General features: G+C 60.7%; 14 protein-coding genes. 6 read left to right on the plus strand and 8 right to left on the minus strand.

Going from position 1 to position 16,454, the window contains the following annotated elements:
• Nucleotides 1-90 precede the first annotated feature (90 nt).
• Nucleotides 91-2,820, minus strand: a complete 2,730-nt coding sequence (gene aceE, locus FYK55_RS03920; RefSeq protein ID WP_150075064.1) for a pyruvate dehydrogenase (acetyl-transferring), homodimeric type — start codon at nt 2,818-2,820, stop codon at nt 91-93.
• A gap of 422 nt (nt 2,821-3,242) precedes the next feature.
• Here aceE and FYK55_RS03925 point away from each other — a divergent pair, with 422 nt between their 5' ends.
• Nucleotides 3,243-4,052 (plus strand): SDR family NAD(P)-dependent oxidoreductase, encoded by an 810-nt coding sequence (locus FYK55_RS03925; RefSeq protein WP_150075065.1) that lies wholly within the window; start codon nt 3,243-3,245, stop codon nt 4,050-4,052.
• A gap of 251 nt (nt 4,053-4,303) precedes the next feature.
• Nucleotides 4,304-4,990: a hypothetical protein gene (locus FYK55_RS03930; RefSeq protein WP_150075066.1), complete on the plus strand. Its 687-nt coding sequence runs from the start codon at nt 4,304-4,306 to the stop codon at nt 4,988-4,990.
• A 208-nt stretch (nt 4,991-5,198) separates the two neighbouring features.
• Here the strand turns inward: FYK55_RS03930 and FYK55_RS03935 are convergent, their stop codons facing one another.
• Complete coding sequence (locus FYK55_RS03935) at nt 5,199-6,890, minus strand: outer membrane protein assembly factor BamB family protein (protein ID WP_161604293.1); 1,692 nt, start codon at nt 6,888-6,890, stop codon at nt 5,199-5,201.
• Nucleotides 6,891-7,114: 224 nt separating this feature from the next.
• On the opposite strand from FYK55_RS03935, the gene FYK55_RS03940 reads away from it, so the two are divergent.
• The 4 genes from FYK55_RS03940 to FYK55_RS03955 all read left to right on the plus strand — a co-directional run bounded on the left by FYK55_RS03940 (nt 7,115) and on the right by FYK55_RS03955 (nt 10,694).
• On the plus strand, nt 7,115-8,011 hold the full coding sequence (locus tag FYK55_RS03940) for an AAA family ATPase (RefSeq protein ID WP_150075334.1): 897 nt from the start codon (nt 7,115-7,117) through the stop codon (nt 8,009-8,011).
• Between the two features lie 37 nt (nt 8,012-8,048).
• Nucleotides 8,049-9,032, plus strand: coding sequence for a Gfo/Idh/MocA family protein (locus tag FYK55_RS03945; protein WP_150075068.1), 984 nt, complete (start codon nt 8,049-8,051; stop codon nt 9,030-9,032).
• A 6-nt stretch (nt 9,033-9,038) separates the two neighbouring features.
• Nucleotides 9,039-9,392: a P-II family nitrogen regulator gene (locus FYK55_RS03950; protein WP_150075069.1), complete on the plus strand. Its 354-nt coding sequence runs from the start codon at nt 9,039-9,041 to the stop codon at nt 9,390-9,392.
• A gap of 225 nt (nt 9,393-9,617) precedes the next feature.
• Nucleotides 9,618-10,694, plus strand: a complete 1,077-nt coding sequence (locus tag FYK55_RS03955; RefSeq protein ID WP_150075070.1) for an alkene reductase — start codon at nt 9,618-9,620, stop codon at nt 10,692-10,694.
• 427 nt (nt 10,695-11,121) lie between these two features.
• On the opposite strand, the gene FYK55_RS03960 is transcribed toward FYK55_RS03955, so the two are convergent.
• The 6 genes from FYK55_RS03960 to typA form a co-directional block, all read right to left on the minus strand.
• Nucleotides 11,122-11,709: a hypothetical protein gene (locus FYK55_RS03960; protein WP_150075071.1), complete on the minus strand. Its 588-nt coding sequence runs from the start codon at nt 11,707-11,709 to the stop codon at nt 11,122-11,124.
• A gap of 238 nt (nt 11,710-11,947) precedes the next feature.
• Entirely contained in the window at nt 11,948-12,610 is a 663-nt protein-coding gene (locus FYK55_RS03965) for a sensor histidine kinase (protein ID WP_150075072.1), read from the minus strand.
• Complete coding sequence (locus FYK55_RS03970; protein WP_235908400.1) at nt 12,598-12,987, minus strand: STAS domain-containing protein; 390 nt, start codon at nt 12,985-12,987, stop codon at nt 12,598-12,600. Before FYK55_RS03970 ends, FYK55_RS03965 begins: the two co-directional genes overlap by 13 nt.
• A gap of 160 nt (nt 12,988-13,147) precedes the next feature.
• Entirely contained in the window at nt 13,148-13,729 is a 582-nt protein-coding gene (locus tag FYK55_RS03975) for a hypothetical protein (RefSeq protein ID WP_150075073.1), read from the minus strand.
• A complete protein-coding gene (locus FYK55_RS03980; RefSeq protein ID WP_150075074.1) occupies nt 13,726-14,241 on the minus strand; it encodes a CbtA family protein in 516 nt (171 codons plus the stop codon). Before FYK55_RS03980 ends, FYK55_RS03975 begins: the two co-directional genes overlap by 4 nt.
• Before the next feature lie 206 nt (nt 14,242-14,447).
• A complete protein-coding gene (gene typA / locus FYK55_RS03985) occupies nt 14,448-16,271 on the minus strand; it encodes a translational GTPase TypA (protein WP_150075075.1) in 1,824 nt (607 codons plus the stop codon).
• Nucleotides 16,272-16,454 lie beyond the last annotated feature (183 nt).

Below are 16,454 nucleotides of genomic sequence, written 5' to 3' on the forward strand. Positions count from 1 at the left end.
GGGCAAGGAAAACAAACGGTTCACCCGGCCGACAAGTTGCGGCGGCCGCGGGCATCAAGGGACCGATCGAACTGCCACGGTCGATGGGCATCAAGCGTAAAGCGGATTGGGTTTGTCGGGGTCGTATCCGAGATCTTCGATCGCCTTCTGCACGTCGGCGGGCTTGAAGACATCCGTCTTGCACAATCGGCTGAGTGTTGCGATGGCAATCGATTCGGCATCGACTTCGAAATGCCGGCGAAGGGCTTCGCGGGTTTCGCTACGGCCCATGCCATCGGTTCCCAGCACGAAGTAGTCGCCCGGAATCCACGGCGTGAGTTGCTCACCCAACGCTTGGACGTAGTCACTGGCGGAGATGAAAGGCCCTTCGACGCCTTCGAGCACGGTTTCCAGGTAGCTCTTCCGCGGCGTTTCTTTGGGGTGCAACATGTTCCAGCGCTGGCATGCGGCCGCGTCCCGGCGCAGTTGCGTGTAACTCGTCACGCTCCAAACGTCGCTGGCGATGTTGTACTTTTCGGCCAACAATTCCTGAGCGGCCAAGACACAGTTCAGGATGGCTCCGCTGCCGAACAACTGGACTCGCGCCTTGGCGCCGTCCACTTCGCGACTGCTGTACTTGTACATCCCATTGACGATGCCCTCGGCGCAACCTTCGGGCATGTTGGGATGATGGTAGGGCTCATTCTCGCTCATCAAGTAGTAGATGCACTGCTCGCCTTCTGCGTACATCTTCTGCAGCCCGTGCTGGATAATCACCACGGCCTCGTAGGCGAATGCGGGATCGTAGGCGCGAACGGTGGGGAAGGCGATTGCATTGAGCAGGCTGTGTCCGTCCTGGTGCTGAAGGCCTTCGCCGTTGAGCGTCGTGCGGCCGGCGGTCCCGCCAATCAAGAAGCCCTTGGCACGCATGTCCGCCGCGGCCCAGATCAGATCGCCGATCCGCTGAAACCCGAACATGCTGTAATAGATGAAGAACGGCACCATGTTGACGCCGTGACAGCTATAAGCCGTGCCGGCGGCGTTGAAGCTGGACATGGAGCCCGCTTCGGTGATGCCCTCTTCGAGAATCTGTCCGTCCTGAGCTTCCTTGTAATAGGAAACCTGCGCCGAATCGACGGGCTCATACAGCTGGCCGGCGTGGGCGTAGATCCCAAATTGCCGGAACATGCCCTCCATCCCGAAGGTTCGCGACTCGTCGGGAACGATCGGCACCATGTACTTGCCAATCTTCTTATCGCGACACAGTGCTGTCAGCGTCTGCACGACGGCGAACGTTGTGCTGCACTCCTTGTCTTCCAGCTTGCTGATGACCTTCTTCAAATCATCCAGCGAAGGAACTTCCATCGTGGGGTGTTCCACCGGACGGCTGGGGACATAGCCTCCCAGCGCTTCACGCCGTTGACGAAGGTATTTGATCTCGGTGCTGTTTTCCGGCGGCTTGTAGAAAGGCGCTTTGCCGACTTCCTCGTCGCTGATGGGAATGCCAAACCGGGTCCGGAACTCCAACAGTTCCTCTTCGTTCATTTTCTTTTGATTGTGGGCGACGTTGCGTCCTTCCCCCGCTTCGCCCAGCCCATAACCCTTGATGGTTTTTGCCAACACCACGGTCGGCTTTCCGTTCTTCAATTCGGTCGCCATCTTGTAGGCGGCGTAGACCTTTTCGGGGTCATGACCTCCGCGCCGGAGCCCTTCCAGCTTTTCGTCGCTGAAGTTGTCGACCAGCTTCAGCAGTTCCGGGTACTTCCCGAAGAAGTGTTCGCGGATGTAGCTGCCGGGCATCCCCGTGTATTTCTGGTACTGGCCGTCGACGACTTCATTCATCCGCTCGACCAGCGTTCCGGTCGTGTCCTTTGCCAACAACGGATCCCAGTCGTCGCCCCAAATGACTTTGATCACGTTCCACCCCGCCCCGCGGAAAATCGACTCCAGTTCCTGGATGATCTTCCCGTTGCCGCGGACCGGACCGTCCAACCGCTGCAGGTTGCAGTTGATGACAAAGATCAGGTTGTCCAGTTTCTCACGAGCGGCCAGTCCGATCGCACCCAAAGTTTCCGGTTCATCACATTCACCGTCCCCGAGAAACGCCCACACGCGTTGTTTGGAGGTGTCTTTGATCCCTCGATCACGCAGGTATTCGTTAAACCGGGCCTGGTAGATCGACATGATCGGTCCCAAGCCCATGGAGACCGTGGGGTACTCCCAGAAACCGGGCATCAGCCACGGGTGGGGATAGCTGGAAAGGCCACCGCCCTCTTCCAACTCGCGTCGGAAGTTCTCCAGGTTCTGCTCGTTCAACCGGCCCTCCAGGTAGGCGCGGCTGTACATGCCCGGAGAGGCGTGGCCCTGGAAGTAAATGGAATCGCCGTCGTAGCCGCTCTCACCGCGACCACGAAAGAAATGATTGAAGGCGACTTCGTACAGGGTTGCACTGGAAGCGAAGGTGCTGATGTGTCCGCCAACGCCCCCGTCGCGTTTGTTGGCGCGAACGACCATTGCCATCGCGTTCCAACGGATGATCGATTTGATCCGCCGCTCCAATTCGCGGTTGCCCGGATACGCCGGCTGATCTTCCAGCGGAATCGTGTTCAGATAGGGTGTGTTGGTATCCGCGGCCGATTGCACCCCTTGCTCGGCTGCACGGTCGCGCAGTTTGTCCAACAGGAAGCGGACCCGATCGGGTCCCTTGCTCTTCAGGACGTATTCCAGCGACGAAAGCCACTCGTTCGTTTCCGCGACATCGACATCCACTTCGGCGGTTTTGGCCAGCTCGCCGAGTTGCTGTTTGACTTCGGCCTGGGCGACCGTTTTGGAATCCGACATACGAACAAGTTCCCTCGAGGCGTTTATCCCGGTGAAGGCAGATCGAAACTGGGCGGGGGCGGAGGACATCGTGTCCCGGTTCGCCGTCGCTCAGCAATCCAACCCGTCGATCGGTGAAACCGCGACGGTAGCGTGAATGCTTCCGGCAGTTTTGTTTGCGGGGTTTACGGTAATTCTGCGACCCCAAAAGAGTAGCCACCAGGGCATCCAGACGGCAAGGGCACGCGTCGCACTTGCCGCGATCTCACCCCTTCGGCTGGTTCGACCGGTAAAGAGCAAGCCGCTGCCCGATTTTCGTGCAAAACGCTAAAATGGCCTGCCAAAGAGGCCTGCGGTCCCCATTGCTTCGCCCCAGTCCCCTCCCCTGGCATTTTGAAACCACCCCGCTTCCGTTGACAGCGCCCCACCAGGAGCCCTATCGCATGCAGCCGATTCGCGCGATCGTGACCGGCGCCTCCTCCGGAATCGGTCGCGAGATTGCCGTCGAGCTCGCCCGTCGGGTCGCCGCCGAAAGCCCCGCCGCCGAAAGCCCCGCCGAGCAATCGCGGATCGTGGTGCACTACCGGTCCAACTTGGAGGGAGCCCGCGAAACCGTCCGACAGATCCACCGCTTTGGAATCCAGACCCATCTCGTGGCTTCCGATATTCGCGACGCCGACGACCGCCGAGAACTGGTCCGACAGGCCTGGGACTTTCTGGAGACGCCCACGACCTGGATCAACAATGCCGGGGCCGATGTGCTGACCGGTGACGCCAAGGATGGCTCGTTCGAGAACAAACTGCGGCTGCTGATGGAAACGGATGTGTTGGGCACCATCGAATTGACACGGGCGGTGGTGCAGCGCTGGTCGTCCGCCTCCGATCTGCCTGCTCAGCCACCGAGCGTGACCATGATTGGTTGGGATCAGGCGCCGGACGGCATGGAGGGAGACGCGGGGCAGATGTTCGGACCGGTCAAAGCAGCCGTAATGGCGTTTGCGAATAGCCTTGCCCAAGATCTTGCGCCTCGCATTCGCGTCAACACCGTCGCCCCGGGCTGGATTCGCACCGCCTGGGGTGAATCGACCGATGCCTACTGGGATCGCCGGGCTCGCGAGCAGTCTTTGATGCGGCGTTGGGGAACCCCTCAAGACGTCGCGGCGGCGGTGTGCTACGTCGCCGACCCCGCCAATTCTTTCTGCACCGGGCAAACGCTGGTGGTCAACGGCGGATTCGACCGGACGCACCGCTGAACGCCGCCCGAGTGACAACGCCGCCCGAGTGACGCTGGACGCTTGCCGATTCGACGTAGCCACGCTCGCCAGAGTCACGTCGCTACGCTTGCCTGAGCGCGGAAGCTGCATCCTTTCCACCGCCGGGCGACGGCTCGCTGGGCCCTTCTGGACGTGGTGCATGACTTTTCCTGCAACGGCCAAGATGGCAACTACACTGGATTTCCCTCCTTGTTTCCCACCTTGACCTTGCAATCGAATCGGGTAATCCCATGACATCGATCCGCTCTTTCGCCCGGTTGGGCATCTTCTCGGCCCTGATCACCGCTTCCGCAATGCCGTCGCTGGCCGGGCATGCTTTGTTCTCCAAACACGGCTGTGCTCCGGCACCTTCCTCCTGCGACCGCGGCGGCGCGATGTTCACCTCCGGTTGTGGCGGAGCGATGCCGACCGATTTGAACGTCCTGCTGACCGAAGAACTGATTGCGCTGCGTGAGCAGGTCCAGTCGCTGCAGCAGGCACAAGCGGCCAACGAAAAAGCGTTGGCGGAACAGGAGCAACTGGTCAGCAAACAAGCCGAGGAATCCGAAAACCGGCTGAAACAGTTCAAGGCCCAAATGGCCGCCACCGAAAAAGCTGAAAAACAAGCCGAGGCGGCGCAACAGTCCGCCAAAGAAGCCGAAGCAAAAGTCCAACAATTGACCGAGCAATTGGCGAAAACCAAAGACGCTTTGGCAACGCAGCGAAAGAAGGCGACGGCCAACGCACAAGCGGCCAAAAAACAACGTGAGCGAGCCGACAAGCTAGCCAAGCGGACCGAACAGTTGGAAGCTTCGCTGAACGAAGCCGAAAGCAAACTGGCAGAAAAGGCGGGCGATGATCCCAGCCCTTCAGACACGCCCACGCCAGTCACCGACAAGGCCGCCTCGACGGAACCCAAACGCGACGAAGAAACCTAAGGGAACAGTGCCGTGATGGGGTAAGCACGCTCGCCGGAGCGTGCTTACCTAGCCACCGTCTGGCGACGGTAGCCACTTAGAACCCTAGCCACCGTCTGGCGACGGTAGCCACTTAGAACTCTTGCCACCGTCTGGCGACGGTAGCCACTTGGAATTGGCGATGAACGAGCACGCCGCGAGAAAGCGGCGATCCTCTCCGTCGCTCCGATCAGATGTCCGCGCGTGGCGGCAAACGGTAACAGATCGCGTGGCGATCATTTCGAACCAACAGAATGCGGCCCGCCAGCGTCGGAATGTTCCACGTCTTTGCGTCGAGCGCCGGCAGCCGCAAAAGTTCGTGGTACCGATCGGTCGTGGCGTCGGCAAACACGACGTCACCCATCTCGTCTTGGATGATCAAAGTGTCCTCGGCCAGCAACACATGGCCTTGTCCCGCCCGACTGCTTCGGGGCTGGATCCAAAGCCGCTTCGGCTGGGAAAGGTCGACCGCCTCCAAGGCTCCGTTGCTGATGCCGTAGCCGATTTCACCGTCAACACAGGTGTGATTGAACTTCGTCTTTAGAAGCCGATTGCTGCGCCAAACGTCTTCGGCGACCCAGCGGTCGCCGTCACGCTTGATGCGCACCAGCGCGCTTCCGCCACCGTAGCCCTTGCCCACCAGGACCCGATCCTCCCCGACTTGGATCGCCGAAGAACAGGTGGCACCGGCGTTAGACGAACCGGGCCAGGAAAAGGTCCACAGCACCTGTCCGCTGCGGATGGCATGCCCTGAGACACTGCTCTCATTGACGATCACGACCTGTCGCTGCCCGCTAAGCAGCATCATCATCGGCGATGCGTAACTCAGTTGGTCGTCGCCGGATCGCCAGCGAACTTCGCCGCTTTCCGCATCGACGGCGATCAAACTGGCCGCCGACTCTTCGCCGACAGGACCGCCCATGGCCAGGATGCAGTAGCCGTCGGTCAACAACGGCGAACCGGCGTATCCCCAACTGGCCGCCTGCTCGAATTCGGTCTGTTCCCAACCGGCCGTTGCCAACAGATCCAGCGTCCAGATGTCCTCGCCAGTTTGCAGGTCAACGCACCAGACATACCCGGTCGCCGTCGTCGCGTAAACTCGATCGCGATCAATCGTCGGTGTCGACCGAGGCCCAACTCCGCCCATCGGGTTTTCGTGACGGCCGTCGTGACGGCGGATCCACAACAGCTCACCGTCGGAGAGCCGATAACAGGTGAGACATTCCTCTTGTTCACGCTGTTCCAAAGTCACCGCACGGCCGCCCGCCACCGCGAACGCTCCCCAACCTTCGCCGATCCCCTGATCCCACAGCACTTCGATCTGCTGTTCAGGATCCGGCACCGCGAATTCGCGGCGGGCTATCACCCCATTGCGCTGCGGTCCCAGGAACTGCGGCGATCGCGCAGCAAGGATTTCCGGGGATTCCGAACCGGTCGTTTCATCGGGCGACGTTTCCGACGCGGCCCGCTGCAGCGGAAGGTCGCGCTGCGGCGCAAACCGGAATCGCAATTGCGGCACGAGTTCCCCGCTGAAACCGTCAAAACGGAAACAGACGATCAACAGCAGGATGGTTGCCAGCACGCCAAGCGGGACGCGATACGGACGCCCGAAATACCAAAACCGACGCTGCAGTTGGACCAGAAAGACCAACAGCCCCAACGCGAAGACAGCCACGCCGGCCAGGTTGGCGTTCTGGTGGTCAAAATCTTGGCCGGCAAACTTGATCATCACCGCAATCAGGCTGCTCAACAGCAGGGCCGCCCAGGCAGCCAACAGTGACGGCGCGCGTGACGTTGGCGGCGACGACGGGTCGCCGGCCGTGTCCTGCACCGGCGGAGATTCAAAGGGTTCGGACGTGGGCTCGGGCGTGCGCTCGGACACGGCTGTCTCTCCACCGGGGATTTTGTGTTTCGGATCGCGGCAGCAAGGCGTAGCGGGTTCCGCCGGCCTGTCGATCTGGGGTACGATACGCGACTTGCAAGGCAATGGCTTTTCCAACCCGCGGGCCATTCGCGGAACAGTGCCTTGTTCGTTTGTCCGATCCGAATCTTGTTTTATCGACCATGCAGCAAGCTTACGAGACCGCTCGACGGCTGCGGGAGAACATGGAATCAGTGATCTTGGGCAAAGCCGAAACCGTGCGGCTGATCGTGCTGACCCTGCTGGCGGGAGAGCATTTGCTGCTGGAGGACGTTCCCGGCGTCGGAAAAACTTTGGCGGCGAAGGCCCTGGCGGGAAGCATCGATGCGGAATTTTCCCGAATCCAGTTCACGCCCGATCTGTTGCCCAGCGACATCACCGGAAGCTCGATTTATCGAAGCGACACCCGCGACTTTCAATTCACCCGCGGGCCGATCTTTGCCAACGTGGTGCTGGCCGATGAGATCAATCGTGCCCCGCCGAGGACCCAGTCGGCACTGCTGGAAGCGATGAGCGACCAACAGGTGTCGGTCGACGGGACGACCTACGCCCTGCCCAAACCGTTCATCGTCGTCGCCACGCAGAATCCATTCGAATTCGAGGGCACCTACGTGTTGCCCGAAAGTCAGATGGACCGGTTCCTGATGCGGACCAGCATCGGCTACCCCGCGCGACAAAGCGAGCGCAGTGTGCTGGAATCCCACCGCGACGGTGAACCGGTCGATTCGATCAAGAGCGTCGCGTCGACCGACGACGTTCGCGAGGCGCAGAACGCCGTCCGCAAAGTCCGCTTCGATCCGACCCTGGAAGACTATTTGCTGGAGATCGTCTACCAGACACGGTCGTCGGAATTGTTTCGGTTGGGTGTCAGCACCCGGGCGGCGCTCAGCTTCTACCGCGGTTGCCAGGCGCGGGCGATCACCGAAGGCCGGGACTTTGTGATTCCCGACGACATCAAGGCCCTGGCAATCTCCACCCTGTCCCACCGCGTGCTGGTCGACGATCATTTGGGCGATTCCAGCCGCGACGTGGCCGAAGAACGGATCGGCGACTTGCTGCGACGGATTCCCGTACCCGTTTGAAGACGACACCCGTGCCGGCGCTCACGGAAGGAAACTCATGCGATTTGGAGTGATCGGAACTGGACGCATCACGCGACGCCTGGTGGCCGATTTGCAATCGACCGACGGAGTGACGGTTTCGGCGATCGCCAGTCGAACGGCCGAGCGGGCGCGTTGGTTTGCCTCGCAATACGGAATCGCCGCCAGCGTCGAAGGCTATCAGGCCCTGATCGATCGCGAGGACGTCGACGCCGTGTACATCGCCTTGCCGCCGTCGATGCACACGCAGTGGTGCGTGAAAGCTGCCGAGGCGGGCAAGCACGTGCTGTGCGAGAAGCCCTTGGCGACGAGCTTGGAACAGGGCGACCAGATGGCTCGCGCGTGCGACCAGGCGTCGGTCCGCTGGCTTGATGCGACAGGCTGGTTGCACCATGGTCGCACCATCAAAATGCTGGACCTCGTCAACGCCGGGCTGTTGGGAACGCCCACCCATTTCACCGCATCGGTTTCGTTTTACCGTCCCTTTCAGTCTGACGAACACCGTCTGGATGCGTCTCTCGGTGGCGGCTGTTTGTTGGATCTGGGTTGGTATGCGGCCGGCGCCGCATGCCGGTTCGTCGGCGAGGCACCGCAACGCGTGTTCGCCGACTGGCAGTTGGAAAACGGCGTTCCGATTCGCACCACGGCCATCCTGTGGTTCAACAACAACGTGACCGCTTCGGTCTCTTGCGGCTACGACACGGCCACCCGGAAGTGGTTTGAATTTGCCGGCTCGGAGGCTTCCATCATCTGCGACGATTTCACGCGACCATGGGCCGACCGCCCGCCCCGGTTTTGGGTTCATCAGGCCCACGGCGAGGTGCAGTCGCATGAAGTCGCCGACCGACAGGAGCAGCGGATGATCCGGACGCTCGTTGGCGAAGAGTCGCTGGCGGACTATAACCGGCACGCCTTGGCGACCCAAGGAACGCTGGATGCACTGGCTGCGTCGGCCGCATCGGGCCGTCCCGTGTCATTGGCCCCCTCCCCGTCTCCTGAATGAGCTGTCATGCGCGTCATCGTTGCCATCATCCAACCCACCAAGCTTTCGGTCGTGCGTGACGCGCTACGCGCGTTGGAAATTGACGACATCACTGTCTGTGACGCGATGGGATATGGTCGGCAACGTGGGCAAATTGCGATCTTTCGTGGCAACGAATACAAGGTCGACCTGTTGCGCAAGGTAGTGATCGAGGTGCTGGTCCACGAAGACCAACTGGAACCGGTGCTGGACACGATCCGCCAGCACGCCTTGACCGGTTCGACCGGGCAGATCGGCGACGGGAAAGTTTTTGTTCTTCCGGTGGCCGAGGTCATCGATATCGCAACCGCATCGGGCCGCTATCAGCCAGTCGATGGCTGAAGCTCCCGCGACCGGCCCCGGGCTGACTTGACGAGGGCCAATGCTGCCCCCGGGAAGGAAAGGGTCCTGGCAGAAATTGCGGTGACCGCTGCAAGATCGGGCGGTCTCCCTGGTATTCCTCCGTAGCCGCATCCCACCGTAACCGCCTTGTCGCGGCGGCTCCGCAGCTTGTTCAGACCATGACATTTCACTCGGGAGACAACCGTGTCGCACGCACCTTCTTTGATGCAACCTTTTGATTTGCGCGGCCTGCAGTTGAAAAATCGCGTCGTGCTGGCCCCCATGACACGTGCCAGGGCGGGGGCAGATCGAATTCCCAATGACTTGATGGCGGAGTACTACGTCCAACGCGCCTCGGCGGGACTGTTGATTTCCGAGGCCACCGTGATCTCGGAGCAGGCGATCGGCTGGGTGGACACACCCGGCATCTACACGGGGGCAATGACGGACGGCTGGGCCGCGGTCGTCGATGCCGTTCATCAAGCTGGATCCAAGATTTTTTTGCAACTGTGGCACACCGGTCGCGCTTCGCACAGCAGTTTCCACAACGGACAACCCGCGGTCGCCCCCTCGGCAATCAGGATGAACACCGAAGCGGTGCACACCCCCAACGGCAAGGAACCTCCCGAAACGCCTCGGGCGTTGGAAACCGTCGAGGTTCGACAGGTGGTTTCCGACTACGCCGCCGCTGCCCGCCGAGCACTCCAAGCGGGGTTCGACGGCGTCGAGATTCACTCGGCCAACGGGTACCTGCTGGACACCTTCCTGCAGTCCAAAACGAATCATCGAAAGGACGAATACGGAGGAAATGTCGCCAACCGCTACCGCTTGCTTGATGAGGTGGTTCGTGCCGTCAGTGATGTCTACTCGGCCGAACGCGTGGCGGTCCGGTTGTCGCCCAACGGGTCCTTCAACGACATGGGGTCCACCGACTTTCGGGAACAATTCAGTTACGCCGCGGAACAGTTGAATCAATACCCGTTGGCCTACCTGCACGTCATGGACGGACTGGCCTTCGGGTTCCATGAATTAGGGTCACCGATGACCTTAGACGACTTCCGCCAAGTCTTTGACGGACCGCTGATGGGAAACTGTGGCTACACCCGCGACACCGCCGATCAGGCGATCGCGTCGGGATCCGCCGATCTGATTTCCTTCGCCCGCCCGTTCATCAGCAACCCGGATTTGGTCGAACGTTTTGATCGCAACTTGACGCTGGCCCCCGACGCGGACATGAAAGACTGGTACGCGCCGGAAGGTGAGAAAGGGTACACCGATTTCCCCACCCACTCGGCTTCCTAACTGGGCAGGTTCCGAATGGGACAGGGCTGCTTTGTGTGAGCCGCGGGTTCCTTCGCATCAACCGGCGGCTAGCGCCTTGCCGCTTACGGTCCAGCAAATCACGGTGTTTTTTTGATTGAAAGTGGCGATCTTCCAGCGAAGCACTGTCTGAAATCGAGTAGCGACGCTCGCCAGAGCGTCGCTTTCCGCCGCGATCGCGCTGGGCACGACAAAATTTCCTTCGCATCGACCGGCGGCTAGCGCCTTGCCGCTCACGGTCCAGCAAATCACGGTGTTTTCGATTGAAAGTGGCGCTGTCCAGCGAAGCACGGTCTGAAATCGGGTAGCTACGCTCGCCAGAGCGTGGCATTCCGCCGCGATCGCGCTGGCAGCCACGGGCGCACGACCTGCACTTCATCGCCGGTCACGAACAAACGTGAGTCGTCGGTCACCGCGAATCACGATCGCTGGCGAGTCCCACGTAGCCTCCGCAGACGGTCCGCATCTCCGCGAAACAATCTTCGCAAACGCGATAGGTCAGCTGCGGAAACGGCGGCGACGCGGCTTCGGGGAACTGCTCATCAAGCTCATCAAACTCGATCCATCTGCCCGCGTCGGTTTGAACGCGTTTGCAAAAACTGCACATTCGCAGCTCCGATTGGGATCGCGGCAGCCTCGGATCCAAAAGCGATACCCGGTGCCGCCGCGCTCGAACCAGAATACTTTCGTAAAGCACGTGGCCCGAACCATCACTGCTGACGGTCAAACTGATCCGACGCTCCATCGATGGCGAATCGCATCGGAACGGAACCACCAAGGCCAAACCGGCGGTTCGCACGTAGCGATGGATCTCTTTGTAAACGTCGCGCGTGGCCGGATCAGAAATGAACTCCCACAGTGGCCGTCCGACCACGGTCGATTCGGCCAGTCCGCCGGCATCATTTTCCTTGGCGAAGGCCAGCCACCACCGGTCCACCCAGACCAATCGGTCCAAGGCATCCACGGCGTACTGGCAGGTGGTGAATTCGATGCTCATAGCAACGCGACGACCGATTCAGAGCGGTCCGAGTCGCGAACCTTGGGGAGGTGAACGACACTGCTCCCATTTTACCGGTTTCCAAGGGTCACCACCGACGAATCCTTAAAACGCATCAAATCTCACGTTTGGGCCAGGACTCGCTCGCGATCACACACGATTTCGCATCCGGGAAACCTTCCCCGGCTCGATTGTGCCAGTATGTCACGCCCTCCCCGGCGGTTTGGATGTTGCGCCGTCAACCGTCGGCGAGCGTCATGGTGACGGTGGTGGGACCACCGGGCGACGATTCGACTTGCAAGCTTTTTCCGACCAGCGTGGCTCGGCCGCGCATCGCGCGGATGCCGAAATGGTTCGGTGGCACTTGATCGGGATCGAATCCGCTGCCGTCGTCGACGATGCAAATCCGCTTGCGGTCGCACCGGATGGCAACGGTATCGGCTTTTCCATGACGCACCGCGTTCCGCACCGCTTCGATGACCACGCGGTAGGCAGCCGTTGCCACATCGCGGTCCCAATCGGGGCGACCGACCGGAGCATCCTCGTCGACTTTCCAAACCAATTCGCATTGATCGCCGCAGATCCGCGAGGTGGTTTCCTTCGCCGCGGCAAGCCAACCCAATTGTTCCAACTCGGGCGGATAGATCTGCGTCAGCAGGTTGCGACCGAGCGTCATCGCCTCCTGCAGCCACTGGCGTGCCTGCGTCAGGCGTTCCCGATCGGAAGCCGACAGGGGACGATCGCCCACCTGATCAATCACCGATTGCAGATTGGCCGACGAGGCAAAGATGAGGGGAAGCAGCAGATCGTGCAGGTCATGACCGATCTGCGACCGTTCTGCTTCGATGATCGTGCTGGCCGACAGTGCGTCGCCCGCCCCTCCCGCACTCAACCGAACCAACCTTTCTTCTCGAAGCTGGACAAAGCCTTCTCTTCGGTCGTCTGAATGTCGAACAGTTTGTTCAACTTCGTGATCTTGAAGACTTCCAGCACGTTCGGGGAGACCTCACAAAACTTCAAGGCCACGCCTTGAGCCTTGCAAGTCTTGTTCAACATCACCAGCTTGGTGATCATTGCCGAGGACATAAAGGAGACGCCTCGGAAGTTCAGCAACAGCTTCTTGTGCATCGCCTGGGGAACGGCGTCCTGCAATTCCCGCCCGACCTGCTCGATTCGCTGACTGTCCAGGATTTTGCTGTCCATGAAACCGACGACTAAGATTTCGCCGTTTGTTTCCGTTGTGGTGGCCGACATGTACGCGCTTTGAAAAAAGGACATGAAGAGCAGGTGTACCAAGCGTCTGGCTGCGTCGCGCACCCTCGCTGTCACCGGCCATAGCGTATCAACGTTCAGCAGCGGTCGCAATTCGGGGGCGACCGCGTGGACCGGCTTTCAGCCGTTTGGATTCCACCCCGCCCGGTCAGGTCCTACCAGCGTGTCAGTTTGGCGATCGGTACACGCCGGACGCATCGACCATCACCGAGTCGACCGCGGCGTCGTACTGTGCGGTGCCGGTCACATAGACCACATCGCCCTTGCGGACACCCAGGACCTGGCGAGCGTCGCCGGCCAGCACGTTTCCGTCCGCGTCGCGGAACTGGACGATCGCCTTGGGGGCGTTCTTGAGCTTGCGTTTGCAGAACGGGCAATTGTCGGCGTGGTTCGGATCCCCTTCGCCGTGACCTTCATCGGGCAACTGGGTGACGACGAACGCCACCTGGGCCGGCTGGAAAGGATCCAGGTCGCCGGCATCAATCCGACCGGCAAGGACGACCGACTGCGAGGCTTCCCCGGCGTCTTTGACGTCGGTCGGTGACTGGGCTGCATCCTCAGGCATCTCGGCGAGCAGCAATTCCGGACGGGTTGCTTGCCGCGTCACGCTCCCGCCCAACTCGCCAGCGCCCTGCTCAGTCGCGGATTCGCAACCGATGCACAGAATCAATACGAGCCCCGCTGCGATCCGCCCTCCGGCGCAGAAGGGCCCGCGTTGTCGTCGGTTCCAGGTTCCGATCCGGTTCATTGCGTGTCCTGGTTCAACGTGTCGAGTGCCGACTGGATGGATTCGCTGACTTCGTCGTACGACTTGCCCCCGTCGCCGTGCAGACTTTCATCGATCGCGCCAAATGCATCGAACAGTTGCTCGATGGCGGCGGCCAACTCCTGCTTCCGCGGTTCGGGCAAATCGGATTCCTGCACCCAGTGATCGGTTGCTTCCAGCACTTCACCGATGTGGTGCAAGGGATCATGCGCCGCGTCGACATCGTTGTTGGCAAAGCCGTCTTTGATCGTCTTGTTCAACGATTCGATTTCCTCGGTGGCCTCGTCCAGCGTGGCAAACTCGTGTTCATGCTCATCGTCGGCATGATCATGTTCGCCCTCGGCATGATCGTGATCGCCCGCTTCCGAGTCGTGATCGTGGGCGGCTTCCGCGGACGTGTCGGCCGGTTCAGTCGGCTGACTGCACCCGGTCAGAGTGGCAAAACCGAGGGCGGCCAGAAAACCGGCGCAAAGCGAAAGCGATCTGCATGACATGGGAGGCAATCCGAGCAAGGTCGAGGGGAAGCCGGCCAGGCCGGCGGAAAACGGTGTCACCGTCCTGGAATCGGACGGCAACCGGCAGTTTAGCACGTTCTACGTCGCCGGCCAGAAAGGGTTCATTGCGTCGCGGCGCCATCGAACCCTCCACAAGTAACCCCTGCGGCAGTGAAACCGTCGCGTGAACCTCGCCGCCAGGAAACTCATTTCCGGTTGCTGCGACGGCGATCGGATTCCTTCAACAGGATCTTCCGCAGCCGAATGCTCTCCGGCGTGACCTCGACCAGTTCGTCATCCTCGATGTACTCCAGCGCGGCTTCCAACGACATGTCGCGCGGCGGTTTCAAGATCACGTTTTCGTCGCTGCCGGAAGCACGCATGTTGGTCAGTTTCTTTTCCCGGCAGGGATTCACATTCATGTCATTCTCGCGGGCGTTCTCGCCCACAATCATCCCCTCGTAGACTTCGACGCCCGGCGGGACAAACAGGTCACTTCGGTCCTGCAGTGCGAACAGGGCGAACGGCATCGTCTTGCCACCGACCATCGACACCAACACGCCGTTGGATCGTCCGGGCACCTCGGGTTCCACCGGTCGGTAGCTTTCAAAACGATGGTGGATGACCGCCGTTCCTCGGGTGGCATTGAGCAGTCGGGTGCGGAGTCCGATCAGGCCCCGCGAAGGAATGTTGAATCGCAGCAAGCTGTATTCGCCGCGCTGATTCATTTCCTCCAAAGTGCCCCGTCGCAATCCGACCAGCTCCATCACCGGGCCCATCGCTTCGGTCGGAACCTCCACGCGCAGCGACTCAAACGGCTCATGAGGCTTGCCATCGATGATGCGGTTGATGACCCGCGGTTTTCCCACACTCAGCTCGAAACCTTCTCGACGCATGGTTTCGATCAAGACTGCCAGGTGCAGCACGCCGCGGCCTTTGACGGCGTAGGATTCCGTCCCGGGAATCATCTCCACCCGCAACGCGACGTTGCGCTCCAGTTCTTTCTCCAGACGCCCCTTGATCTGGCGAGTCGTCACGTACTTGCCTTCCCGACCGGCCAGCGGCGAGGAGTTGACGGCAAACACCATTTCCAGCGTGGGCTCGTCCACGGCCAGTCGCTTGAACGGATTGTTGGCATCGACCGCCGAAACGGTGTCACCAATCTCAACGCTGTCCAGGCCTTCGATCGCCACGATGTCTCCCGCCCGCGCCTCGTCGGTCCGAGCGCGCCCCAGATTGTCAAACACGTACAACCCGGAAAGCTTCTGTTTCGCGACGGCATCCTTTTGATGCAGGTCGATGTTCTGGTTGGCCCGCAACACTCCGGACTGGATCCGACCGACCGCGATCCGACCGACGTATTCGCTCCAGTCCAGCGTCGTGACCAGCATTCGCAGCGGAGCCTCAACGTCAATCTCCGGTCCCGGTAAATGGTCGACCAGCAGATCCAGCAACGGCCGCATGTCCGATCCGGGCTCGGCCGGATCGGTCGTCGCGTAGCCCGCTTTGGCGCTGGCGAACACGTAGGCGACCGAGTCCAATTGGTCTTCCCCGCCCAGATCCGCAAGCAGTTCCAGGGCTTCGTCCAAAGCCTCCAATGACCGCGCGTCCGGCCGGTCAATCTTGTTGACCACGATGATCGGTTTGACGCCCGCCGCCAACGCTTTCTCCAACACGTAGCGGGTCTGAGGCATGGGGCCTTCGGCGGCATCGACCAACACCAGGCAGCCATCCGCCATCGTCACCACGCGTTCCACCTCGCCACCGAAATCCGCGTGCCCCGGCGTGTCGATCAAGTTGATTTTCACATCGCGATAGGGGATCGCGATGTTCTTCGACAAGATGGTGATGCCTCGTTCCCGCTCCAGATCGTTGGAGTCCAGGATCCGCTCCCCTTTCAGCTCGGCATCGCGGAACTGACCACTTTGACGCAACAGGCAATCGACGAGCGTCGTCTTGCCATGATCGACGTGGGCAATGATGACAACGTTGCGAATGTCCGTTCGCCGGTCCGTAAGAAGGTTCGACACGAGAGCGCTTGTGGATAAAAAACGATGGTGTTGGACGCCAGCGGAATGCTCCGAGCAATTTGCCTGACAGTCACAACGCGGATTGAGTAAAGGTCACGGTGCGAAAAAATGTGGATGGTCCGATCAGGCAGGGTTTCCGATCAGGCCGATTTGAGGTTCCCGAGCATTTCGAACGCGATCGTT

It is taken from the genome of Roseiconus nitratireducens, assembly GCF_008629675.1.
Taxonomy (GTDB): domain Bacteria; phylum Planctomycetota; class Planctomycetia; order Pirellulales; family Pirellulaceae; genus Stieleria; species Stieleria nitratireducens.